Genomic DNA, 21801 nt, shown 5'->3' with positions numbered 1-21801 from the left:
ACGTTACCGGAGCCACGCCGCCCCGTGCGCGGCCAGCCGCGCTCGGAACGCCTCTGGGACCGGCGCCACCGCGGCCCCGAGGAGCGCGTGCTCGCACCGGGCTCCGTACGCGGTCGCGTACACCCACGCCGCCTTCGCGACCCGCCACTCCCGGTCCGTGAACGGCGCGCCGCGGGCCCGCTCGTAGTCGCGGACGAACGCCGCGGCCTCGTCGAGGGTCGGGACGTGGGCCTCGGCGGCCCCCCAGTCGATCGTGAACCCGTGCGCGACCTGGCCGACCGCGGCGGCCTCGCGGTCGGTCCGGAGGCTGTCCCAGTCGAAGACGGCGACGAGCCGGTCGCCGACGGAGCGGAGGTGCTCGACGCGCCAGTCGACGTGCGACACGACGTCGGCGGTGCCGCCCTCGTCGTCGACGACCGCCGCCGCCTCGGCCCCGAGCGCCTCGATCCACTCGGCGCCGTCGCGCGTGGCCTCGAAGTCGAAGACGGGGCTGTGGGGCGGCGGGAAGACGCGGGCGGGATCCCCGCGCGGGATCACCGGCCGGGCCAGCGCGGGGTCGCGGGCGAAGCCGGCGGTCAGGGTGAGGAGCCGACGGAGCCAGGTGGCCATCGCCCGGCGGATCGAGGGTTGCCGGGCGTCGGGGATCGCGCCGCCCTCGAGCATCGTCTCGACGGTGGCGAGCCCGGCGACGAGCGGAGCCGGGCCGGCGATCGGCGCTGGGGCCGGGAACCCGTGCGCGCCGAGATGGCGCTGGACCCGCTGGACCGCGGCGAGCTGGTCGGGGTCGCTGCCCGGCTGGTGGGCCTTCACGACGACCCGGCGGCGGTCGTCGAGCACCGCGCCGAGGACGCAGCCGACGCTCGTGACGTAGAAGCACGGCTCATCGATCCCGGCGCCGAGCTCCCGGCGGAGGAACTCGTCGAGGCGCGCGGCGATGGCCGAGGCGTCAGGGGTGCCGAAGCACAGACGCTCGACCGGCGCCGGCGGGAACCGGTCGATGGCGGCCCGGACCATCGCGGCCGTGGCGTCGAGCGACTCGGCGGGCGTCGCCGGCTGCCCTCAGGACGCCGAGGGGGTCTGGAGCCGGTGCTTCATGACCTTGCCGGTCGCGTTGCGCGGCAGCTCGTCGACGACGTACAGCTGTCGGGGCCGCTTGTAGTCGGCGAGGCGCTCGGCGACGAACGCCGACAGCTGGTCGGTGTCGAGGCCACGGCCGGGACGAGCGACGACCCAGGCGGCCACGTCCTCGCCGAGCACCGGGTGCGGGACCCCCGTCACCGCCGCCTCGCGCACCTCGGGGTGCTCGAGCAGCACCGCCTCGACGTCGGTGGCGTAGATGTTGTTGCCACCGCGGATGATCATGTCCTTCTTGCGACCGCAGATATAGAGGAAGCCGTCGTCGTCGAGGTAGGCGAGGTCGCCGCTCCGCAGCCAGCCGTCCTCGGTCCACGTGGCGGCGGTGGCCTCGTCGTCCTTGTAGTACTCGCGCTGCTTGCCGGCCATGCGGAGGAGCAGCTCGCCGACCTCGCCGGGCGCTCGCTCGCGGCCGTCGTCGTCGACGACCTTGATCTCCATCGGGCCGAACGGCTTGCCGACCGACCCGATCCGGTTCTTGATCTCCTCCTTCGGCATGACGATGTACGCCGGACCGGCCTCGGTCATGCCGTACGAGTTCCCGACCGTCGCGTCCGGGAGCCGCTCGATGAGGGCCAGCTGGGTCTGCGGTGCGAGCGGCGCGCTGCCGACCGCGACCTGCTGGAGGCTCGAGAGGTCGCGGCGATGGAAGTCGGGGTGGGCGACGAGCAGCTCGGCGAACGCCGGCACGAGCATGCAGAAGGTCGGGCGCTCCCGCTCGACGTACTCGAGCCAGCGACCGGCGTCGAAGTGCGGCTGGTAGAGCCCGACCAGGCCCATCTTCATCGGGTTGTAGATGAAGGCGATGCCCGCGAACGTGAACATCGGCGCCCCGTGGATCCACCCGTCGCCGGTCCAGACGGGCTCGACGTTCGGGATCATGGCGAGGTTGCTGTGCCGAACCGCGATGCCCTTCGGGAGCCCGGTGGTCCCCGAGGTGTACATGACGTCGGCGAGGTCCGACGGCTCGCGCCGCACCTGGACGTCGCTGCCGTCGCCGGCGGGCACGGCGTCCCAGGGCTCGGCGCCGGCCACCGGTCCGCCCGCCGACACGATGGTGCGCAGCGAGGGGACGCGGCCGCGCACCGCCAGCGGCAGCGTGACGAGCGACTCGCTCGTGAGGATCGTCGACACCTCGGCGTGCCCGAGGATGGCGGCCAGCTCCGGCTCGGAGAGCCGGGTGTTCGTCGGCACCGCCACCGCGCCGGCCTTGTGGACGGCGGCGTAGGCGACGATCCAGCGGAGGACCTCGTCGGCGGGCAGGTAGACCGAGCAGCGGTCGTCGGGGCGCAGCCCGAGCTCGATGAGCCCGCGCGCCAGCGCGTTCGAGTCGCGGTCCCAGTCGGCGAAGGTGATCGCGGTGCCGGCGTCGAGGTTGCGGTACGCGACGGCGTCGGGATGCTCGCGGGCCATGAAGCGCAGCTGGTCGACCTGCAGTTCGCCGGAGGGAGGCACGCCGCGAACGTAGCCGAGCGACCTGACGCCGACGTCAGGGTAGGGTGACCTCGAGTCGGAGCCCGCCCGGGCGACGGCGACTGTCGGTACGGGCCAACTCGGGAGGAGCACGCAGTGGGAGACGCCGTGATCGTCGCCGCCGCCCGCACGCCGATCGGCACCGCGCGCCGGGGGTCGCTGGCCGGGATGAGCGCGTTCGAGCTGGGCCGCCTGGCGGTCGAGGAGGCGGTGAAGCGCAGCGGGATCCCGTCCGAGGACCTCGACGACATCGTGCTCGGCGAGGTGCTCCAGGGCGGGGGCGACATCGCCCGGTACGTCGCCGTGGAGCTCGGGCTCACCGACGTCCCCGGCATGGCCCACAACCGGCACTGTGCGTCCGGCATGGCCGCGGTCCAGACCGCGGCGGCGAACATCCGCGCCGGCATGGACCGGGTCGTCGTCGCCGGCGGCACCGAGAGCATCAGCCAGTCGCCGCAGGTGTTCCGCAAGCTCCCGGGCTCGTACGCCGGCGTGCAGCCCTGGCTGTCGCCGTCGCACCCCGAGACGCCCGACGCGCCCGCCACCGACATGTCGATCACCGTCGGCTGGAACACCGCCCAGCGCTGCGGCGTCTCGCGGGAGGAGATGGACGACTGGGCCTACCACTCGCACCGGCGGGCCGTGGCCGCGATCGACGACGGCCGCTTCGCCGACGAGGTCTTCGCGGTGGAGGTCCCGGTGGGCCGCGGCGACCCGAAGATCTTCGACACCGACGAGCACCCGCGGCGGGACAGCACCCCCGAGCGGCTGGCCCAGCTGCCGCCGCTGCACCCCGAGATCCCCGGGTTCTCCATCACCGCTGGCAACGCGTCGGGCCTGAACGACGGCGCGTGCGCGCTCGTGCTCTGCGACGACGCCTACGCCCGAGACCACGACCTCGAGGCGCTCGCCGTCGTCCATTCGTGGGCCTCGGCCGGCGTGCCGCCGGCGGACACCGGCCTCGGGCCGACGGTCGCGGTCCCGAAGGCGGTCGCCCGCGCCGGCCTCGCGCTCGACGACATGGCGCTGGTCGAGATCAACGAGGCGTTCGCGTCGATGGCGGTCGCGTCGAGCCGGGTCCTCGGCTTCCCGCACGACATCGTGAACGTGAACGGCAGCGGGTGCAGCCTCGGCCACCCGGTCGCGTGCACGGGGGCTCGGATGATCGCCACCCTCGTGTACGAGCTCCGGCGTCGCGGCGGCGGGTACGGCGTGGCGAGCATGTGCGCCGGCGGCGGCATGGGCTCGGCGACCGTCCTCGAGGTCCCCGCGCGGTAACCGGACGCGGACGCCGGGACCCGGACGACGCGCGTCGGGCTACATTGCCCGGCATCCGCGGCGACCTCGACGACGACCTGGCGCTCGCGTTGTCGCTCGCGGACGCGGCGGACGAGCTGACGACGCGGCGGTTCCGCGCCCACGACCTGCGTGTCGAGACCAAGCCGGACCGGACACCGGTCACCGAGGCCGACCACGCGGTCGAGACCATGGTGCGGCAGCGGCTCGACGAGGCTCGTCCCGGCGACGGGGTCGTCGGCGAAGAGTTCGGCGCCACCGGTGACGGCCGCCGCCGGTGGATCGTCGACCCGATCGACGGGACGAAGAGCTTCGTCCGGGGCGTCCCGGCCTGGGCCACGCTGCTGGCGCTCGAGGTCGAGGGCGACGTCGCGCTCGGCGTGGTCTCGGCGCCGGCCTTGGGGCGTCGCTGGTGGGCCCGGCGGGGCGGCGGCGCCTTCGCCGACGGCGACCGCATCCGCGTGTCGGCGGTCCGGCGGCTCGAGGACGCGCACCTCTGCGGGCCGAGCGAGCGGTACTTCGACGTCTGCGGCCTCGGCGCCGCGTTCCGCGGCCTCGCCGAACGGTGCTGGCAGGCGGCGGGGTTCGCCGACTTCTGGGGCCACGTGCTCGTGGCCGAGGGCGCAGTCGACGTCATGGTCGAGCCGGTCCTCGCCCTCTGGGACGTCGCCGCGCTCCGCCCCATCGTCGAGGAGGCGGGCGGGCGGGTCAGCGACCTGACCGGCGCGGGCTGGGCCGACGACGCCCCGTGCGTGACGACGAACGGCTGGCTCCACGACACCGTGCTGGCCGCGTTCGCGGCGCCCCGATGAGCCCGCCGGTCACGGTCGGGATCGACATCGGCACCTCGTCGGTGAAGGCCGTCGCCGCTGACGACGAGGGCGTCGTGGTGGCGAGCGCCCGGGTGCCGCACGAGGTGCGGGTGCCGGCGCCGGGCCGCCTCGAGCACGACGCCGCCGACGCGTGGCGGCGCGGCCCGCGCCAGGCGCTGCGGGCGCTCGGCGACCTCGACGTGCGCGGGGTCAGCGTGGCGGCGATGGTGCCGTCGCTGACCGCCGTCGACGCCGACGGCGTGCCGATCCAGCCCGGGCTCCTCTACGGCGACGAGCGCGGCCGCACCGCCGTCCGCGGCAACCCGATCGAGGCCGGCGAGCTGCTGGCGTTCCTCCGCTGGCTGCAGCGCGAGGCACCGCACGCGGCGGGCTACTGGCCCGCGCAGGCGGTCGCCAACCACGCCTTGACCGGCGAGGCGGTGCTGGACACGTCGACCGCGGCCACCGCGCACCCGCTCTTCGACTGGACCGGGTGGGATCCGGCCGTCGCCGCCGACCACGGCACCACGGTCGAGCAGTTCCCGCGCCTCGTGCCCACCGGCTTCGAGGCCGGGCGCATCGACGGCGACGGCCCGCCGCTGGCGTCCGGGTGCATCGACGCGCTCGCCGAGCAGCTGGTCGCCGGCGCCGACGAGCACGGCGACGTGCTGCTGCTCCTCGGTACCACGCTGATCGTGTGGGCCGTGAGCCCGGCGCAGCACGCCGCGCCCGGCCTCTACGTGCTGCCGCACACCGCCTCGGGGAAGATGCTGGTCGGCGGCCCGAGCAACGCGGGGGGCCTGTTCTGCAACTGGGCCGCCGGGCTCCTCGGCGCGCCGAGCGGGCCGGTCGACGCCCGACGGGTCCCGGTGTGGGTGCCCTACCCCCGCGGTGAGCGGGCGCCGCTGCACGATCCCGACCGTCGAGCCACGCTTACCGACCTGGACCTGACCCACGACGCGGCGTCGATCCGCCGCGCCGCCTTCGAGGCGTCGGGCTTCGTCACCCGACGCATCCTCGACCTGGCCCGCGCGCACCACGGCATCGAGCCCCGGCGGCTCGTCGCGTCGGGTGGGGGAACGCGCGTCGACGACTGGGTGCAGGCGGTCGCCGACGCGACCGCGCTGCCGATCGACTGCGTCCTCGTGCCGGAGGGAGGCGCGCTGGGCTCGGCGTGGCTGGCCCGCATCGCCGCCGGGCTCGAGGAGCCGACCGCGATGACCGACGGACGACGGTGGGCACGCGTCGGGCGACGCGTCGAGCCGGACCCGGCCTGGCTCGAGCCGGTCGCCGAACGCTACGAGCGGTTCCGCGCGCTGGCGGCATAGGCTCGGGCCGTGACCCAGACCGCCCGCCCGGTCGTCGGCTGGGACCCGATGGAGCAGTTCGCCGCCGACCCGCAGGACGTCCGCGACCCGCACCCCGAGCTGGCTCGGCGACGGCGGGAGCTCCCGGTGGCGACCCGACCGGCCTGGGGATCGACGGGCACCGTCGTGGACGGCTTCGAGGTCTACCGCTACGACGACTGCGCCGCGGTGCTGCGCGACAACGACACGTTCTCGTCCGAGAGCATCCGCGCCAACATGGCCGCGGTCATGGGGCCGTACCCGCTCGTTGGGATGGACGAGCCCGACCACCGCCGGCTGCGGTCGCTCGTGGCGCAGGCGTTCCGCCAGAAGACCCTGGCGCACCTCGAGGACGACCTCGTGGTGCCGGTCGTCGACGAGATGATCGACGGCTTCGCGCCTCAGGGGCGGGCGGAGCTGGTTCGCGAGCTCACCTACCGCTACCCGGTGCAGGTGATCGCCGTCATCCTGGGCCTGCCGCGCGCCGACTACGAGCAGTTCCACTGCTGGGCGTCGGCGATCATCAGCGTGGGCGGCCGGCCCTTGGAGGCCATCCGCGCGTCGGCCGAGCTGCGCTCGTACCTGGAGCAGGTGCTCGAGGACCGACGGGCGCGCCCCCGTGACGACCTGGTCAGTGACCTCGCCACCGCGGAGCTCGACGGCGAGCGCCTCGGCGACGAGGAGATCTTCTCCTTCCTCCGGCTGTTGCTCCCGGCCGGCGCCGAGACGACCTACCGCGCCACCGGCAACCTGCTCTTCGGCCTCCTCACCAACGCCGACCAGCTCCACGCCCTCGACGCCGACCGGGCGCTCCTGACCCCGGCCGTCGAGGAGGCCGTCCGCTGGGAGCCACCGCTGCTCATCACCTCGCGCGTGGCGGTCCGCGACACCGAGGTGGCGGGGACCGCCATCCCTGCCGGCGCCCAGGTGATCCCCAACATCGGGTCCGCCAACCGGGACGAGACCCGCTGGGAGCGCGCCGAGGACTTCGACCTGTTCCGGGAGGCCAAGCCCGTCATCTCCTTCGGTGTCGGGCCCCACATGTGCCTCGGCATGCACCTGGCCCGCATGGAGATGCGCGCCGCCGTCAATCGGCTGCTGGACCGCTGCGCCAACCTTCGCCTCGACCCGGAAGTGGCGGAGCGCGACGACCCGCACATCCACGGTGAGACCTTCCGGTCGCCGACGACGCTGCCCGTCCGCTTCGACCCCGTGTGAGCCCGTGCTCCGAATCGAGATCGACGGCTCGAAGTGCATGGGCTCCGGCAACTGCTCCTTCTGGGCGCCCGGCACGTTCGACCTCGGCGAGGACGGGATCGCCTTCGTGAAGGACCCCGCCGGCGATCCCGAGGACAAGGTCGTGCTCGCCGGCCAGGGCTGTCCGACGCAAGCCATCGCCATCTGGCGCGACGACGAACGGATCGTGTGAGCGACGACGGGCAGCCGATCGTGCTCGTGCACGGCGGCGGGCACGGGGCCTGGTGCTGGGAGCCACTCCTGCCCTGGCTGCGAGCCCCGGTGCTGGCGGTCGACCTGCCCCCGAAGGAGATCCGGGGCGCGCCGCTCGCGGCGCTGCCGCCCGAGATCACGGGCCTCGGGCTCGACGACTTCGCGGCCGCGGTGCTCGCTGACGCCGACGCGGCCGGCTTCGAGCGGTTCGTGCTCGTCGGCCACTCGATGGGCGGCCTCACGATCGCCGAGGTGGCCGGGCGGGCGCCGTCCCGGGTCGCGCACCTGGTCTTCGTCTCGTGCCTGGTGCCACCGGAGGGCGGCTCGAGCATCGAGGCCCTCTCCGACGAGCTCCAGGACTCGGTGCGGCACGCCGTGGCCGAGGCCCGCGCCGGGTCGGTGGCCCTGGCCGGTCTCGACGAGGCCACGGTCCGGCAGATGTTCTGCAACGACATGGACGAGGCCCAGACCGCGTTCGTGCTGGCGCACGTCGGCGTCGAGGCGCCCGCGGCGCTCGCGGACCGGGTGACCCGACGTGGCGTCCCGCCGACGCTGCCAAAGACCTACGTCCGGCTGCGGCGCGACCAGGCGCTCGCCCCCGCGCAGCAGGACGCCCAGATCGGCTGGCTGCGCGAGTCGCCGGGCGGCCGGCTCGAGGTCGTCGACGTCGACGCCGGCCACGACGTGATGATCAGCGCGCCCGCACTGCTGGCGCCGATCGTGAACGGCGTCGCGCGTGACGCGGCCCGCGCCCGCACCCGGGCACCGGCGGCCGGTTCGTAGGATCGTCGGGTGCCGATCGGGGTCTCCGAGGACCACCTCGCGCTCCACGCCGCCGTCGCCGGCTGGTGCGAGCGTCACTGCCCGCCGGCGGTGCCGCGGGCGCTCCTGGACGCCGAGCGGCAGTCCCTCCCGCCGTTCTGGTCGGAGCTGTCCGCCCAGGGCTGGCTCGGGCTCCACCTGCCCGAGGAGCACGGCGGCTCCGGCTACGGGCTCCCCGAGCTCGTGGTCGTGCTCGAGGAGCTCGGTCGGGTGGTCGCCCCCGGGCCGACGCTCCCGACCGTGCTCGCCGCCGCGCTCGTGCAGCGCGGCGGCGACGAGGCCCTCGCCAAGAGCCTCCTGCCGGCGCTGGCGACGGGGGAGCGAGTCGGCGCGGTCGCGCTCGACGCCGCACCAGCGCTGACCGGTGCGGAGCGCGCGGACGGTCTGCACGTGGAGGGCACCGTCCGTCCCGTCCTCGCCGGGCATCTCGCTGACGTGCTGCTGGCCCCGGTCCGCGTCGCTGATCGTCTCGAGTGGTGCGCGCTCGACGTCCCCGCCGACCAGCGTCGGGAGCTGCCCAGCGTCGACCGCACCCGTCGCGTCGCCGAGGTGGCGGTCGACGCCGTCGTTCCCGCTGACCGTCGGCTGCCGGGCCTCGCTGCCGACACCGCCCGCGACGTCGCCGCGGTGCTCGTCGCGGCCGAGGCCGTCGGCGTCGCGCAGTGGTGCGTGACGACGGCGGCGGAACACGCCGCGACCCGGGTCCAGTTCGGCCGGCCCATCGGCCAGTTCCAAGGGGTCAAGCACCGGTGCGCGGACATGCTCGGGCGCTTGGAGCTCGCCCGCGCCGCGACCTGGGACGCGGCGCGTGCGACCGCCGACGCCGCCGCGAGCCTGACCGCGTCGTCGGCCCTGGCGCTGGCGCTGGACGCCGCCTTCGCGAACGCCAAGGACTGCATCCAGGTCCTCGGCGGCGTCGGGTTCACGTGGGAGCACGACGCCCACGTCTACCTCCGCCGAGCCCTGTCGCTCCGCAGCCTGCTCGGCCCCGAGGACGCGTGGCGGATGCGGGCCGCCGCGGCGGCGCGGGACGGAGCTCGGCGCGTCCTCGCCGTCGACCTCGGTGAGGACGCGGACCGTTGGCGCGCCGAGCTGCGCGCCTTCCTCGCCTCCGTCCAGGACCTGGCCGCCGACGAGCAGCGTCGGGCGGTCGCCGACGCCGGGTACATCATGCCGACGTGGCCGAAGCCCTGGGGCCGAGACGCCAAGGCCGCGGAGCAGCTGGTGATCCAGGAGGAGTTCCGTCGCGCCCGCGTGCCGCGCCCCGGCATCATGGTGGGCAGCTGGGCCCTCCCCCCGGTCATCGTCTACGGCACCCGCGAGCAGCAGGAGCGGTGGATCCCGCCGACGCTTCGGGGCCAGATCATGTGGTGCCAGCTGTTCAGCGAGCCGGGGGCGGGCTCGGACCTCGCCAGCCTCAGCACGCGGGCCACGAGGGCCGACGGCGGCTGGCGGGTGACGGGCCAGAAGGTCTGGACCTCGATGGCGCACCTGGCCGACTGGGGGATCCTCCTCGCCCGGACGGACGCCACGCGCCCGAAGCACGAGGGGATCTCGTGCTTCCTGGTCGACATGCGCGGCACCGACGGGCTCGAGGTCCGCCCCCTGCGCGAGCTGACCGGCGACTCGATGTTCAACGAGGTGTTCTTCGACGACGCGTTCATCCCCGACGACTGCCTGATCGGGTCGCCCGGGGACGGGTGGCGGGCGGCGCGGACCACCCTCGCCAACGAGCGGGTGTTCATGGGCAGCGGCCTGGCCCTCGGGCCCGGGCTCGAGCAGATCCTGCAGCGCCTGGCGCGCGCCGACGGTTCGGACCCGCTGGTCCTCGACGAGGTGGGCGGCCTGGTGGCGACGGGCTACGCGCTGGCCTGCCTCGGGTTCCGGCTGACGCTCGCCGCCTTGAGCGGCGCGGACCCGAGCGGGTCGGAGGCCGCGGTCCGCAAGCTGCTCGGCGTGCTGCACGACCAGCACGTGCAGGAGGTGGGGCTGACCCTCCTCGGACCCGAGGGAGCGGTCGAGGAGGGGGAGGGGGCGGTGTGGAGCCGCGGGTTCCTCTTCAACCGCAACCTGACCATCGCCGGCGGGACCAGCGAGATCCAGCGCAACATCATCGGCGAGCGCGTCCTCGGGCTGCCGCGCGACGCCTGAGGCGGTCGGGGGGCCCGGTGACGGCCCCGGCGTGACCCGGGGGCCGGCGCCCGCCCGTGCCAGCATCCCCGGGTGGGAGCGGGGAGCGGCGGGCGCGGCGCGGCGACGCTCGCCGCCGTCGCGTTCCTGGTCCTCGTGCCGGGCCGGACCGCGTCGGCGGCCAGCGGCGGCGGGCCCCGACCCGGACCCGGCGACTGGCCCACCTACGGACACGACGCGCAGCACACCTTCCACGGTCGCACCACCCTCGACGCCACGACCGCGACGGCGCTGCGCCCGGCGTGGTTCTTCCCGACCGGAGACGCGGTCACGGCCACGCCGACGGTCGTGGCGGGCACCGTCTACGCCGGGTCGTGGGACGGGTGGTTCTACGCCATCGACCTCCACTCGGGCGCGTTGCGATGGAAGTTCCCGCTCGACGCGCAGCCCGCGATCAGCCCGCAGCCGGGGCAGCAGCCTCGCGACGCCACGTCGGACGGCGGCATGGTCACCTCGTCGGCCTGGTTCGAGCCGGCCCAGGGCCGACGGCCGCCGCTGGTCCTCTTCGGCGGGGGGTACACGCTCTACGCGCTCGACGCTGTGCGAGGGCGGCTGGTGTGGAAGCACGGGTACACCGGCCGGCCCGACCTGCCGCCCGACCCGACCCACGACGACGCTCGCATCTTCTCGTCGCCGGTGGTCACGGACGGCCGGGTGATCGTCGGCCTGTCGGTCGACGGTCGGCGCGGGCGCCGCGGCTACGTGGTCGCCGCCAGCCTCGCCACCGGCAACCCGGTGTGGGTCAGGGAGACCGACGTCGACGCCGCGGGCCGACCCCTGAACGACGGGTGCGGCAACGTGTGGTCGTCCGGCACGCTGCTGCCCGCGTCTCGGCTCGTGGTCTTCGACGTCGCCGACTGTCGGTTCTCCAACCCGCCCCCCTTGTCCGAGAGCGTCGTGGCCCTTCGCGTCGCCGACGGCCGCATCGCCTGGACCTACCGGCCGGCGCGATCCGACCGCCAGTGCGACCTCGACTTCGGGGCCACCGCCAACGCCGGTGTCGGCGGCGGCGGCACGGCCACGTTCCTCGGCGTCGGCGGCAAGGACGGCACCTACTACTCCTTGGATCCGCGGACCGGACGCCAGCGGTGGCGGACGAACGTGGTCTTCGGCGGCTTCTCGGGCGGGTTCATCGGCACCGCCGGGTACGACGGCCACTCGGTGTACGGGGCGACCGCGCTCGGCGACTTCGGCCGCTTCGAGGGTGCCGGGATGATCCGCTGCGACCCCAGCAACCCGCGCGACGTCCCGATGCAGGAGCCGACCACCCACTCCTTCGACGCCGCCACCGGCAGGGTGCGGTGGCAGGCGTCCGGCGCGGCGTCGTTCGGCCCGACGACGATCGCGGGAGGCCTGACGTTCAACGGCAGCGCGCTGCGCGACGTGGTGCAGGTGCGAGCCGCGGCGTCGGGACAGCTGCTCAGCGAGCTGGCGCTGCCGGCCCCGTGCTGGTCCGGGATCGCGACCGTCGGCGACGCGCTCGTGCTCGGCACCGGCGCGTCCCATGTGGGCGCACCCGACGGCGTGTTCGCCTTCACCCCTGGCGGGACGGCCCCGACGGGGTCGTAGGGGCGGCCGCTACGGGCTGGGGCACACCGTCTTCGCCGTCACCGTGCACACGGTGACGCTGGTGGGGAAGTTCAGGCCGCCGACGACCGGCACCGGGGCCTGCGCGACGCCGTTCACGACCGGCACCTTCAGGACCTGGCCGCCGTTCGTCACCGGCCCACACCCGCTGGTCGTGCAGGCGACGTGGATGTCGACGATGTAGAGGGTCCCGTCCGGCGCGACGGCCACCCCGAACGGGCTGTACGGGCCGGTCGGGACCGGGGGTCGGCTCGGCGCCGGCTGGCCGTGGTCGTCGTACCACGCCACCGCCGGGTCGCCGATCACGCTGCCCACCGCCCAGCACTGACAGGTCGGGTCACGGGCGATGCCGAGCGGGAACGCCTGCCGGCCCTGGGTGAACACCTGGGCGGGTACCGGCGGGCGGGCCTGGTTGTCGGGCCCGCACTGCTGCGCGCGGGTCGGCACCGACGAGGCGAGGAACTCGAGGACCCGGCCGCCGCCGCTCTCGGCCAGGTAGACGTTCCCGGCGGCGTCGGTGACCAGCTGGCCCGGGTCGCGCAGCCCGCCGGTCCCGTCGACGTGGTGCGCCCCGACTCCTCCTTGGGTGGGGCCGACCAGGATGCAGTAGTCGGTGTACCGGGGCGCGAACCACTCGATGAGCCGACCGTTGTCGGGCACCGGGACCGCGCCCTGTGCGGTGCCGAGGTCGGCGGCGAGCAGGTTGCCGCCCCGATCGAACGTGCAGCCCGTGTACGTCCCGTTGTTGTTGAAGGCCCGCGCCGCGGCTTGGTCCGGCGGGATGTCGCCACCGACCTTCGAGCCCGGGTTCGCGTACGGGCCCGGCACCGCGATCGTCCGGCCGGTGAAGCGGCCGTGCCGGTCCCACACCGCCTCACCGACGGGCGGGTTCATGATCGGCTTCCGGCTGCCCGGGTTGTGCTGGCCCGGGAGCGTCGGGTTGTAGCCGGTCACGAAGCGGCCGGACCGGTCGGGGAAGATGCACATCTGGCCGTTCGGGTCGTACGGCGGCACCAGGAGCCCGACGTGGCCCGAGGGCGTGAGCACCTGCTCTTCCTCGTTCTGGTCCCAGTACACGTACGTCCCGCCGCCCGTCGAGTGCGGGCGCGCCGCCGCCGCGGGCGCGGCGGTCGCGACGACCACCGCGGCCGCGGCCAGGACCGCCCCCCACCGAATCACGCCGCATGTTCCTCAGCGCGGCGGGGCTGGTCAAGCGCGGCGCCGCTACGGGGCGACCGGGGGCAGCTCGACCTGCTCGCCGGGGTAGATGAGGTTGAGGTCGCCGGAGCGGAGGCGGCCCCGGTTGACGGCGCAGACCTGCTGCCAGTAGCCGGTCACCTCGGGCGGTGCCACCGACCCCGGCTTCCGGCCCGTGGCGCGCGCGACCTCGGCCGTGGCGATGCTCCAGAGGCTGTCGCCGACGGCGACGGTGTAGGTGCTCGGCCCGAGCGGAGGCGGGGTCCCGGCTGCGGGCGCGCCCGGCGCGGGCGACGCCGGCGCCGTGCTCGATGCCGGCGCGGGCGTCGAGCTCGGTGGCCCGTGCCCGTCGGTCGGTGGCCCGTGCCCGTCGGTCGGTGGCGCCGTGCCCCGGCTGGGGGCCCGTCCGCTCGGGCCGGCCGGGGCCCGTGGCGGGGTGGCGGCGTCGCTCGGCGGGAGTGCGGTCGGCGGTGGTGCGGTCGGCGGTGGTGCCGGCGGCGCGGGTGGTGCCGGCGGTGCGGCCCGTCCGGTGCGGACCGCGGCCGACCCCGATCCGATGGCGTCTGCCGGCGGGGCGGTCGGGGAGCTCCCAGGGCCGGCGGTCGGCGGTTCGGCGCGGCCGGTCCGGACCGGCACCGTGTCGGGACTCGACGGGGGTGTCGGGCTCGGCACCGTCGCCGTGGGCGGCGCGCCCGGTGGCGGGCTCGGACGCTCGGCGGTCGCGGTGGGGGCAGCTCCGATCAGTCCACCGCCGACGATGGACACGAGGGCGAGCACGCGGCGAGCGACGCGGGTCATTGGGTCCTCCAGGGGTGCGAGTACGTTGCGTCTCCATGACCCGGCTCCTCCTCGTGCGTCACGCGGAACCGTCGGCGTCGTGGCAGGAGCACGACGACCCGGGCCTGTCGAGCCTCGGGCGCCAGGAGGCGGCCGACCTGGCGGCGCGCCTGCCCGCAGCGGCGCGGCGGACCGTCGTGTCGTCACCCCTCGCCCGGGCGGCGGAGACCGCAGCCGCGGTGGCAGGGGCCGGTGCTCGAGCGCGGGTCGATCCCGACGTGGGCGAGGTTCCGACCCCGCCCGGGCGACGCGGGGACCGGGCGCGCTGGCTTCGCGAGACGTTCGGCCGCCGGTGGCCGGACGTCGACGACGACCTGCGGCGCTGGCGACGGGGCGTGCTCGAGGCGCTCGCGGCTATCGGGCGCGACGCCACCGTCGTCACGCACTTCGTGGCCATCAACGTGGCGGTCGGCGAGGCGACCGGCGACGATCGGGTGTGGTGCTGCTCGCCCGCCCACTGCTCGGTCACGGAGCTCGACGTCGACGGCGAGGACCTGCAGCTGGTGCGGCTCGGCGTCGAGAGCGCCGCCCGGGTGACCTGACGTGGACGGCCCGGACGCGGATACGCGGGCGGCGCTGCTCGCCGCGTTCACGAACACCCCGCTGCACGCGTTTCTCGGCTTCGAGTTCCGCGAGACACCGGCACCCGACGGCACGGTCGTCGTCGAGATGCCGGTGGCGCCACCCGCGTTCAACGGGTCCGGCAACCTCCACGGCGGTGCCATCGCCACCCTCGTCGACGTCGCCGCCGGATCGTGCGCGGGCCGGGCCTCCGGCTTCGACCCGTTGCGGGAGAGTCTCGTGACCGCGGACTTGCACGTCCGGTACCTCGGCCGTCCGAAGGCCGGCCCGGTTCGCGCCGAGGCCCACGTCGTGCGGTCCGGCCACATGCTGATCGTGGTCGAGGTCCGCGTCCTCGACCCGCTCGACGACCTCATCGCGTCCGCCGACTTCTCGGCGATGGTGGTCGCTCGGCGCGAGCCGCTCGCCGGGGCGACGCCGACCGACCCGCAGACTCCCGACCTCTGAGCCGAGCGCACGTCGCGACGTTCGTCGAACCGGGAAACACCCTTTCGCGGCGCTTCGGTGCTACGTTGCCGCCGACCTCAGACCACGGTGAAGGGGGGCCCACACCATGTTGGAGGCCATACAAATCTTCCATCGCGAGCCGGGACTGCAGTTCCTGCTCCGCTGGGCCCACGTCCTGGTAGGGATCGTCTGGATCGGCCTGCTCTACTACTTCAACTTCGTGCAGGTTCCGTCCTTCGCGCAGATGGAGGGCAGCGCCCGCAACAACGCCATCGACAAGCTCGCCTCTCGGGCCCTGTGGTGGTTCCGCTGGGCGGCGGCCGCGACCCTCGGCTTCGGCATCCTGCTGCTGGTCGACCAGCGGTCCCTCAGCAGCGGCGGCAAGCTGAAGACCGAGCTCGTCAACGGTGACTACTGGAAGAGCTCGAGCGGGATCAGCATCGCGACCGGCATCCTGCTGGGCGTCACGATGTTCCTGAACGTGTGGCTCGTGATCTGGCCGAACCAGAAGACGGTCATCGCCAACGCCCGCAACGTGCAAGCGGGCGGGCAGGCCGACCCGACCGCCGCCGACGCCGGCCGCCGGGCCGCGCTGGCATCGCGCCAGAACACGATCTTCTCGCTCCCGATGCTCTTCTTCATGATCGGCACCGCGCACTTCTTCAACGGCAACCTCTACGACGTGACGCACAGCGGTGACCGCGCCGTCTACTTCATCATCACCGCGGTCATCTGGGCCGCGTTCGAGCTGAACGCCCTCGGCATCATCGGGGGGCGCGCCGCCGGCAACCTCACGAACTGGATCTACGAGAACCACTGGCGCGCCATCGGCACGGGCGTGGTGCTCGTGGTCGTCTGGTACGCGCTGTGGGAGATCATCTTCTGACCTCCTAGGCGGTGCAGGGTGACGACAGCCGCCCGGCTCGTGCCGGGCGGCGGTCGCGTTAGAGGCCGAGCAGCGTGGCGATCCGCGCCCGGTGCTCGTGGGTGGTGCCGAGCAGCTGGGCGTCGGTCTTCACCCGGCGCACGTAGAGGTGCATGTCGTGCGCCCAGGTGTATCCGATGCCGCCGTGGATCTGGATCCCCTCTTTGGCCAGGCGACGTTGGCAGTCCCCGGCCGCGGCCTTGGCGGTCGCGGTGGCGATGGCCCGGCTCGGGTCGTCCTCGGCCTGGCTGAGCGCAGCGAAGTACGACGTCGCGCGCGCCCGCTCGAGCGCGATCAGCATGTCGGCGAACTTGTGCTTGATTGCCTGGAACGAGCCGATCGGCACGCCGAACTGCTCGCGCTGCTTGGCGTACTCGAGGGTGACGTCGAAGATGGTCTGGCAGGTCCCCACGATCTCGACGGCGAGGGCGGCGGTGGCCTCCTCGATGGCGCGACGGAGCCGGGCGGCGGTGTCGGGGCCCGGCTCGCCGAGGAGCCGGTCCTGGTCCAGGTGCACGCCGTCGAGTCGGATGGTCACGAGCCCGCGGGTCGGGTCGAGGGCCCGCCAGGGCGTGACCTCCAGCGCCGCGCGCGGGGCGACGAGGGCGAGGATGCCGTCGTCGCCGTCGGTGTCGGGGGTGCGTGCGACGACGACGATCTCGTCGGCGCGGTCGCCGCCGAGGACCGCGGTCTTGGTCCCCGACAGCGCCCAGCCGTCACCGTCTCGGGTCGCGATCGCGAGCACCGCCGCCGGGTCGGCGGGCCGGCCGGGTTCGGCGACCGCCAGCGCACCGGTCAACGACCCGTCGGCGACTCGCGGCAGGAAGCGCTCCCGCGCCGCGGCGTCACCCGCTTCGCGGACGGCGGGCGCGAACTGGCACACCGTCGGGACGAAGGGGCCGGGCGCCACGGCTCGCCCGAGCTCCTCGACGACGACGGCGAGCTCGACGGGGCCGAGGCCGAGACCGCCGAGGGGCTCCGGGACCGTGAGCGCCGGCCACCCGAGCTCGACCATGTGCTTCCAGAGGGCGTCGGGGACGGCGCCGTCCTCGACGACGGCGCGCACCAGGCTCATCGGGCACTCCCGGTCGAGCAGGGCGCGCACGCCGGCGCGCAGCTCCTCCTGCTCGGGGGTGAACTCCAGCTCCATGCGGGCGAGAACGGTACCCGAGGGGCCGCTCGGGCCGACCGGGCTGCCGCCGGGTGGCGCCCGGCGTCGCCCCGGTGCGCTCAGCCCGTCGGCTGGTGACGGCGGCCGGCCCCGGCGGGCACGGTGACCTCGACCGTCACCGGCGGCGGCTCCCAGCGCCCACCCGCCTGGGCGGCGAGGTCGGCGAAGGTCGTGGCGTCCAGGATGGCGATGGTGGCGTCCCGGACCGCCGACCAGGTTGCCTGGAGGCTGCAGCCGAGCTCCATCGGGCACGGCTCGGCGTCGTGGCGGGTGGCGCAGGCGATCGGGGCCAGCGGCCCCTGGATCAGCCGGACCACGCGGCCGAGGGTGATCTCGGCCGGGGGGTGGTTGAGCCGGTAGCCGCCGGCGGGCCCGCGCTCGGAGCGCACGATCCCCGCCGCCCGCAGCTGGGGGAGGAGCTGCTCGAGGACGGTGAGCGGCGTGCTCGTCGCCTCGGCGAGCTCCTGGAGCTTGTGGGGCCGGCCGTCGTCGGCCAGGGCCAGGGCCAGCACGGCCCGGGTGGCGTAGTCGGTGCGCCGGTTGATCCACATGGCGATCCCCCGAGGATCTGGGGCCCGGGCCCGCTTGACCCGTCCACCCCTCATACTTTAGTTTCCCACCCTTATTAATCAACTTTCCCGGGAATGCCAGGAAAGGCGAGCCGGGTGGAGGCGAGGCATGGGCACGAGCCGGCGGGTCCTGCGAACGGCGGTGGCGCTCGCGATGGCGGCCGCGGCGATCGGGGCGACGACCGCGGCCGGGTCGGCGGCGTCGGCGGCGCCAGCAGGATCCGGCACCCTGCGGCTCGGCTACTTCCCGAACGTCACCCACGCCACGCCCCTCGTCGGCGTTCAAGGCGGGCTCTTCAAGGCCGCCCTCGGGCCGAGCGTGACCCTGAAGCTGTCGACGTTCAGCGCCGGCCCCGCCGCGGTCGAAGCGCTGCTCTCGAACTCGATCGACGCCAGCTACGTCGGGCCCAACCCCGCGATCAACGCCTTCATCCAGTCGCACGGCGCGGTGCGCATCGTCGCCGGCGCGGCGTCGGGAGGCGCCTTCCTCGTCGTGCGGCCGGGCATCACCAAGGCCGCGGACCTCAAGGGCAAGGTCGTGGCGTCACCCCAGCTCGGCAACACCCAGGACGTGGCGCTCCGCACCTGGCTGAAGCAGCACGGCCTCAAGACCTCGGTGAACGGCGGTGGCGACGTGTCGATCCGGCCCGAGGACAACGCGGTGACGCTGCAGGCCTTCGAGCAGCACCAGATCGACGGGGCGTGGGTGCCCGAACCCTGGGCGACGCGCCTGGTCACCGACGGCGGGGGCAAGGTGCTCGTCGACGAGCGAGCGCTGTGGCCGCAGGGGCGCTTCGCCACCACCGAGCTCGTCGTCCGCACCGACTACCTGAAGGCCCACGCCGACGTCATCCAGGCGCTCCTCGAGGGCCAGGTCGACGCCGTCGGCCTCGTCCAGAGCGATCCGACGCGCGCCGAGCAGCTGGTCGCGCAGGGGATCCAGGCGGCCACGGGCCAGTCCTTGCGGGCGACCCTCATCACGGCGTCGTTCGCCGCGATCACCTTCACGAACGACCCGATCGGCTCGTCGCTGCGGACCCAGGCCCAGGAGGCTCATCAGCTCGGGCTGCTCGCCGCCGCGAGGGTGAACGGCATCTTCGACGTGCGCATCCTGAACCGGGTGCTGCGGGCGAGAGGCAAGCCCGCGGTGTCGACGTCGTGACCGTGAGCGTCTGGGCCCGGCGCCGGGCGGCACCGTCGTCAACCGACGTCGTCGGTGCGCCGTCACGGGTCGGGTCGGTCCGCGTCGAAGCGGTCACGAAGCTGTTCGGCGAGGCGTCCCGGGCCGTGCACGCCCTCGACCGGCTGAGCCTCGATGTCGAACCGGGCCAGTTCGTCTGCGTGCTCGGCGCCTCCGGGTGCGGCAAGAGCACGCTGTTGAACCTCGTGGCTGGCCTCGACCGGCCGAGCTCCGGCCGGGTCCAGGTCGAGGGGCGAGCCAGCCTCATGTTCCAGGACCCGGCGCTGTTCCCGTGGCTGACCTGCGCCCGCAACATCGAGCTGCCGCTGCGCCTCGGCGGGATGGGCCGCGCCGAGCGGCGGGACCGGGTTCAGGAGCTCCTCGAGCTGGTGCGCCTGCGCGAGTTCGCGAGCCAGCGACCGCACGAGCTGTCCGGCGGCATGCGCCAGCGGATCGCGCTCGCGCGCGCCCTCGGCCAGCAGACCGACGTCCTGTTGATGGACGAGCCGTTCGGGGCGCTCGACGCCATGACGCGCGACGCGCTGCACGACGAGGTCGAGCGGATCTGGCGCGACCGCGGGATGAGCGTGCTCTTCGTCACCCACAACGTGCGGGAGGCGGTGCGTCTCGGTGACCGCGTCGTCCTGCTCTCGAGCCGCCCGGGTCGGGTGATCGCCGAGTTCCCCGTCGCCATCGAGCGCCCCCGCCGGATCGACTCGGCGTCGGTGGCGTCGCTCGCGGCCACGATCACCGACCAGATGCGCCAGGAGGTGAGCCGACATGGCCACGACTGACTCCCCGCGCCGGGACGACGCGACGGGGATCGACGCCCAGCTGTCCGGGCTCGACGCGCTGGAGCTCGAGCTCCGGCCCGCGCGCGGCCGGGCCGCCCGCCTGTGGTCGCACCTGTGGCCGAAGGCCCTCGCCGTCGCGATCTTCCTGGCCTTCTGGCAGGGCGTGGTCTGGACCGGCTGGCGCCCGGAGTACCTGCTGCCCGGGCCCGGCAAGGTGTTCCACACGCTCTACTCGAACTTCGGCGACCTCATGGACGCGGCGGGGACGACGCTCGGCCGCGCCGTCGAAGGGTTCGGCCTCGCCATCCTCATCGGCTCGACCCTCGGCGCGCTCGTGGCCCGCAGCCGGGTGCTGCGCGCGGCGTTCGGATCGCTGATCACGGGCCTGCAGACGATGCCGAGCATCGCCTGGTTCCCGCTCGCGATCCTCCTCTTCAAGCTCACGAACGGAGCCATCCTCTTCGTGGTCGTGCTGGGCGCGGCGCCGTCGATCGCCAACGGGCTCATCAGCGGCATCGACCACATCCCGCCGCTGTGGCTGCGCGCGGGACGGGTGCTCGGCGCCCACGGCTTCGCGACGCTGCGCCACGTGGTACTCCCCGCCTCGCTGCCGGCGTTCGTGGCCGGGCTCAAGCAGGGCTGGGCCTTCGCGTGGCGGAGTCTCCTCGCCGGCGAGCTGCTCGTGCAGATCCCCGGCCGGTTCTCGCTCGGCGAGCGCCTCGAGTTCGCCCGTCAGTTCTCGGACGCGCCGAGCCTCATCTCGGTGATGATCGTGATCCTCGTGATCGGGATCCTCGTCGACGAGCTGCTGTTCGGGACGGCGGACCGGGCCATCCGGCGCCGGTACGGCCTCGTCGACGAGGCGACGCGCTAGCCGCGCCGGGCCGACGCCGTCAGCGCTTCTTCTTGGTGGTCGTGGTGGTCGGCGCCGTGGTCGGCGTCGTGACCGGGATCGTGCGGGTCGGGTCGGGCGTCACGCCGAAGACCCCGAGGGCCTCGCCGGTGACGGGGAAGAACTCGACCCAGGTGCGGCCGGGGGTGAGCTGCAGCGGCGACCCGTTCGAGTCGAAGTACTGGATGGGCTGGGTGTTGCTGCTGCGCCGCCACGTGCCCTTGGTCATCCGGCCGGAGCTGAACACCGTGATGTCGCCGGAGCCCACGGTCACGTCCTTGGCTCCCTCGGGGCTGTTGAGGCAGCAGCCCACGAACTGGACGATCACGTTCGTCGGCGCCACCTGCTGGCCGTCGGTGTCCATGAACGCGGTGCCGCCGATCGAGCGCTTCCAGGTGTTCGACGCCGGGTCGTAGGTGTAGGTCGGCCGATACAGCGTGTCGTAGGAGATGCTGAACTGCTTGACCCCGTCACCCGCGAACTGCGCGCCCTGCTGCAGGTAGTGGAACAGCGGGGACGGCGGGACCGGCTTCCCGCCCCGCGCCAGCAGCTGGTCGGCGTGGGCGTAGAGGTTGTGCGGTGCCGACTTGGTGTGGTCGCGGAACAGCGCGGGGTCGGAGCCGGTGTCGACGATGACGTTGACGCCCGGCGTCCGGCTGATCGCGTCCACGGTCTGCTGGATGCCGCCCGAGTAGGCGAAGATCCCGCCGAGGGGGATCAGGATGTCGGGGTCCATCGCCCGCCCCGATCGCACCGGTCCGGCGATCGGTGGGATCGTCGAGTTGTAGACCGCGATGAAGCGGGTGATGTTCCCCTCGGTGATCTCCTCGTAGACCACGTCCGCGACGTCGAGGCCGGTCTGGGGCCGCGCCTCGGGCGTGTTCTCGATCTTGATCGACAGGGCGGGACGGGTGAGCGCCTGCGCGGCGTTGTCGGGCAGGCCGGTGAGGGGCGCCACGGGCGGCCCGGCGGTCGTCACCGTGGTGGGCGGCAGCTTCTTGTGCTTGGCGGCCACGGTGCCGCCACCGCCACACGCCGCCGCGACGACCGCGACGCTCACGAGCAGGATCAACCAGCGCAGACGCATCCGGTGCTTTC

21 protein-coding genes are annotated in these 21801 nt (G+C 74.2%); 14 read left to right on the top strand and 7 right to left on the bottom strand.

What is annotated here, in order from left to right:
- Nucleotides 1-3: 3 nt before the first annotated feature.
- Nucleotides 4-1014 carry a phosphotransferase gene (locus tag VG869_05725; protein HEV3450687.1) on the bottom strand — a complete coding sequence of 337 codons (1011 nt, stop codon included), beginning with the start codon at nucleotides 1012-1014 and terminating at the stop codon, nucleotides 4-6.
- Nucleotides 1015-1059: 45 nt separating this feature from the next.
- Nucleotides 1060-2589, bottom strand: coding sequence for a class I adenylate-forming enzyme family protein (locus tag VG869_05720; protein ID HEV3450686.1), 1530 nt, complete (start codon nucleotides 2587-2589; stop codon nucleotides 1060-1062).
- Nucleotides 2590-2703: 114 nt separating this feature from the next.
- On the opposite strand from VG869_05720, the gene VG869_05715 reads away from it, so the two are divergent.
- The 8 genes from VG869_05715 (at nucleotide 2704) to VG869_05680 (ending at nucleotide 12091) form a co-directional block, all read left to right on the top strand.
- Nucleotides 2704-3885: a thiolase family protein gene (locus VG869_05715; GenBank protein ID HEV3450685.1), complete on the top strand. Its 1182-nt coding sequence runs from the start codon at nucleotides 2704-2706 to the stop codon at nucleotides 3883-3885.
- Nucleotides 3886-3929: 44 nt separating this feature from the next.
- Complete coding sequence (locus tag VG869_05710) at nucleotides 3930-4715, top strand: inositol monophosphatase family protein (protein HEV3450684.1); 786 nt, start codon at nucleotides 3930-3932, stop codon at nucleotides 4713-4715.
- Complete coding sequence (locus VG869_05705; GenBank protein HEV3450683.1) at nucleotides 4712-6043, top strand: FGGY-family carbohydrate kinase; 1332 nt, start codon at nucleotides 4712-4714, stop codon at nucleotides 6041-6043. The genes VG869_05710 and VG869_05705 overlap by 4 nt, the downstream gene beginning before the upstream one ends.
- 48 nt (nucleotides 6044-6091) lie before the next feature.
- A complete protein-coding gene (locus tag VG869_05700; GenBank protein ID HEV3450682.1) occupies nucleotides 6092-7279 on the top strand; it encodes a cytochrome P450 in 1188 nt (395 codons plus the stop codon).
- A 4-nt stretch (nucleotides 7280-7283) separates the two neighbouring features.
- Nucleotides 7284-7490, top strand: coding sequence for a ferredoxin (locus tag VG869_05695; protein ID HEV3450681.1), 207 nt, complete (start codon nucleotides 7284-7286; stop codon nucleotides 7488-7490).
- Nucleotides 7487-8293, top strand: coding sequence for an alpha/beta fold hydrolase (locus VG869_05690; GenBank protein HEV3450680.1), 807 nt, complete (start codon nucleotides 7487-7489; stop codon nucleotides 8291-8293). The genes VG869_05695 and VG869_05690 overlap by 4 nt, the downstream gene beginning before the upstream one ends.
- Nucleotides 8294-8302: 9 nt before the next feature.
- Complete coding sequence (locus tag VG869_05685; GenBank protein ID HEV3450679.1) at nucleotides 8303-10483, top strand: acyl-CoA dehydrogenase; 2181 nt, start codon at nucleotides 8303-8305, stop codon at nucleotides 10481-10483.
- A gap of 72 nt (nucleotides 10484-10555) precedes the next feature.
- Entirely contained in the window at nucleotides 10556-12091 is a 1536-nt protein-coding gene (locus tag VG869_05680) for a PQQ-binding-like beta-propeller repeat protein (protein HEV3450678.1), read from the top strand.
- 9 nt (nucleotides 12092-12100) lie between these two features.
- On the opposite strand, the gene VG869_05675 is transcribed toward VG869_05680, so the two are convergent.
- Together VG869_05675 and VG869_05670 are read right to left on the bottom strand one after the other, a co-directional pair.
- On the bottom strand, nucleotides 12101-13288 hold the full coding sequence (locus VG869_05675; GenBank protein HEV3450677.1) for a hypothetical protein: 1188 nt from the start codon (nucleotides 13286-13288) through the stop codon (nucleotides 12101-12103).
- A 45-nt stretch (nucleotides 13289-13333) separates the two neighbouring features.
- Entirely contained in the window at nucleotides 13334-13462 is a 129-nt protein-coding gene (locus VG869_05670) for a hypothetical protein (protein ID HEV3450676.1), read from the bottom strand.
- Nucleotides 13463-14139: 677 nt separating this feature from the next.
- Between VG869_05670 and VG869_05665 the strand changes: the two genes are divergently transcribed.
- The 3 genes from VG869_05665 to VG869_05655 all read left to right on the top strand — a co-directional run bounded on the left by VG869_05665 (nucleotide 14140) and on the right by VG869_05655 (nucleotide 16058).
- Nucleotides 14140-14685 carry a histidine phosphatase family protein gene (locus tag VG869_05665; protein HEV3450675.1) on the top strand — a complete coding sequence of 182 codons (546 nt, stop codon included), beginning with the start codon at nucleotides 14140-14142 and terminating at the stop codon, nucleotides 14683-14685.
- A gap of 1 nt (nucleotide 14686) precedes the next feature.
- Nucleotides 14687-15172 carry a PaaI family thioesterase gene (locus VG869_05660; GenBank protein ID HEV3450674.1) on the top strand — a complete coding sequence of 162 codons (486 nt, stop codon included), beginning with the start codon at nucleotides 14687-14689 and terminating at the stop codon, nucleotides 15170-15172.
- Nucleotides 15173-15278: 106 nt separating this feature from the next.
- The gene (locus VG869_05655) at nucleotides 15279-16058 is read left to right on the top strand and encodes a urate hydroxylase PuuD (protein ID HEV3450673.1); all 780 of its coding nucleotides are present in this window, start codon (nucleotides 15279-15281) and stop codon (nucleotides 16056-16058) included.
- Nucleotides 16059-16116: 58 nt separating this feature from the next.
- Here the strand turns inward: VG869_05655 and VG869_05650 are convergent, their stop codons facing one another.
- Nucleotides 16117-17247 (bottom strand): acyl-CoA dehydrogenase family protein, encoded by a 1131-nt coding sequence (locus VG869_05650; GenBank protein ID HEV3450672.1) that lies wholly within the window; start codon nucleotides 17245-17247, stop codon nucleotides 16117-16119.
- Between the two features lie 80 nt (nucleotides 17248-17327).
- Nucleotides 17328-17819, bottom strand: a complete 492-nt coding sequence (locus tag VG869_05645) for an Rrf2 family transcriptional regulator (GenBank protein HEV3450671.1) — start codon at nucleotides 17817-17819, stop codon at nucleotides 17328-17330.
- Between the two features lie 127 nt (nucleotides 17820-17946).
- On the opposite strand from VG869_05645, the gene VG869_05640 reads away from it, so the two are divergent.
- From VG869_05640 to VG869_05630, 3 genes are all read left to right on the top strand, one after another.
- On the top strand, nucleotides 17947-18999 hold the full coding sequence (locus tag VG869_05640) for an ABC transporter substrate-binding protein (GenBank protein HEV3450670.1): 1053 nt from the start codon (nucleotides 17947-17949) through the stop codon (nucleotides 18997-18999).
- A 101-nt stretch (nucleotides 19000-19100) separates the two neighbouring features.
- Complete coding sequence (locus VG869_05635) at nucleotides 19101-19811, top strand: ABC transporter ATP-binding protein (protein HEV3450669.1); 711 nt, start codon at nucleotides 19101-19103, stop codon at nucleotides 19809-19811.
- Complete coding sequence (locus VG869_05630; GenBank protein ID HEV3450668.1) at nucleotides 19798-20685, top strand: ABC transporter permease; 888 nt, start codon at nucleotides 19798-19800, stop codon at nucleotides 20683-20685. The genes VG869_05635 and VG869_05630 overlap by 14 nt, the downstream gene beginning before the upstream one ends.
- A gap of 19 nt (nucleotides 20686-20704) precedes the next feature.
- Here VG869_05630 and VG869_05625 read toward each other — a convergent pair whose 3' ends face one another.
- Nucleotides 20705-21790, bottom strand: a complete 1086-nt coding sequence (locus VG869_05625) for a DUF3048 domain-containing protein (protein ID HEV3450667.1) — start codon at nucleotides 21788-21790, stop codon at nucleotides 20705-20707.
- Nucleotides 21791-21801: the final 11 nt, after the last annotated feature.

Source organism: Acidimicrobiia bacterium, assembly GCA_035948415.1.
Taxonomy (GTDB): domain Bacteria; phylum Actinomycetota; class Acidimicrobiia; order IMCC26256; family PALSA-555; genus PALSA-555.
This window is presented reverse-complemented; position numbering and strand designations above follow the sequence as displayed.

Coding starts and splice junctions, on each gene's coding strand:
- VG869_05665 (HEV3450675.1), top strand. CDS start 14,140: ATGACCCGGCTCCTCCTCGTGCGTCACGCGGAACCGTCGGCGTCGTGG.
- VG869_05700 (HEV3450682.1), top strand. CDS start 6,092: ATGGAGCAGTTCGCCGCCGACCCGCAGGACGTCCGCGACCCGCACCCC.
- VG869_05640 (HEV3450670.1), top strand. CDS start 17,947: ATGGGCACGAGCCGGCGGGTCCTGCGAACGGCGGTGGCGCTCGCGATG.
- VG869_05650 (HEV3450672.1), bottom strand. CDS start 17,247: ATGGAGCTGGAGTTCACCCCCGAGCAGGAGGAGCTGCGCGCCGGCGTG.
- VG869_05630 (HEV3450668.1), top strand. CDS start 19,798: ATGGCCACGACTGACTCCCCGCGCCGGGACGACGCGACGGGGATCGAC.
- VG869_05655 (HEV3450673.1), top strand. CDS start 15,279: ATGTTGGAGGCCATACAAATCTTCCATCGCGAGCCGGGACTGCAGTTC.
- VG869_05645 (HEV3450671.1), bottom strand. CDS start 17,819: ATGTGGATCAACCGGCGCACCGACTACGCCACCCGGGCCGTGCTGGCC.
- VG869_05705 (HEV3450683.1), top strand. CDS start 4,712: ATGAGCCCGCCGGTCACGGTCGGGATCGACATCGGCACCTCGTCGGTG.
- VG869_05625 (HEV3450667.1), bottom strand. CDS start 21,790: ATGCGTCTGCGCTGGTTGATCCTGCTCGTGAGCGTCGCGGTCGTCGCG.
- VG869_05725 (HEV3450687.1), bottom strand. CDS start 1,014: ATGGTCCGGGCCGCCATCGACCGGTTCCCGCCGGCGCCGGTCGAGCGT.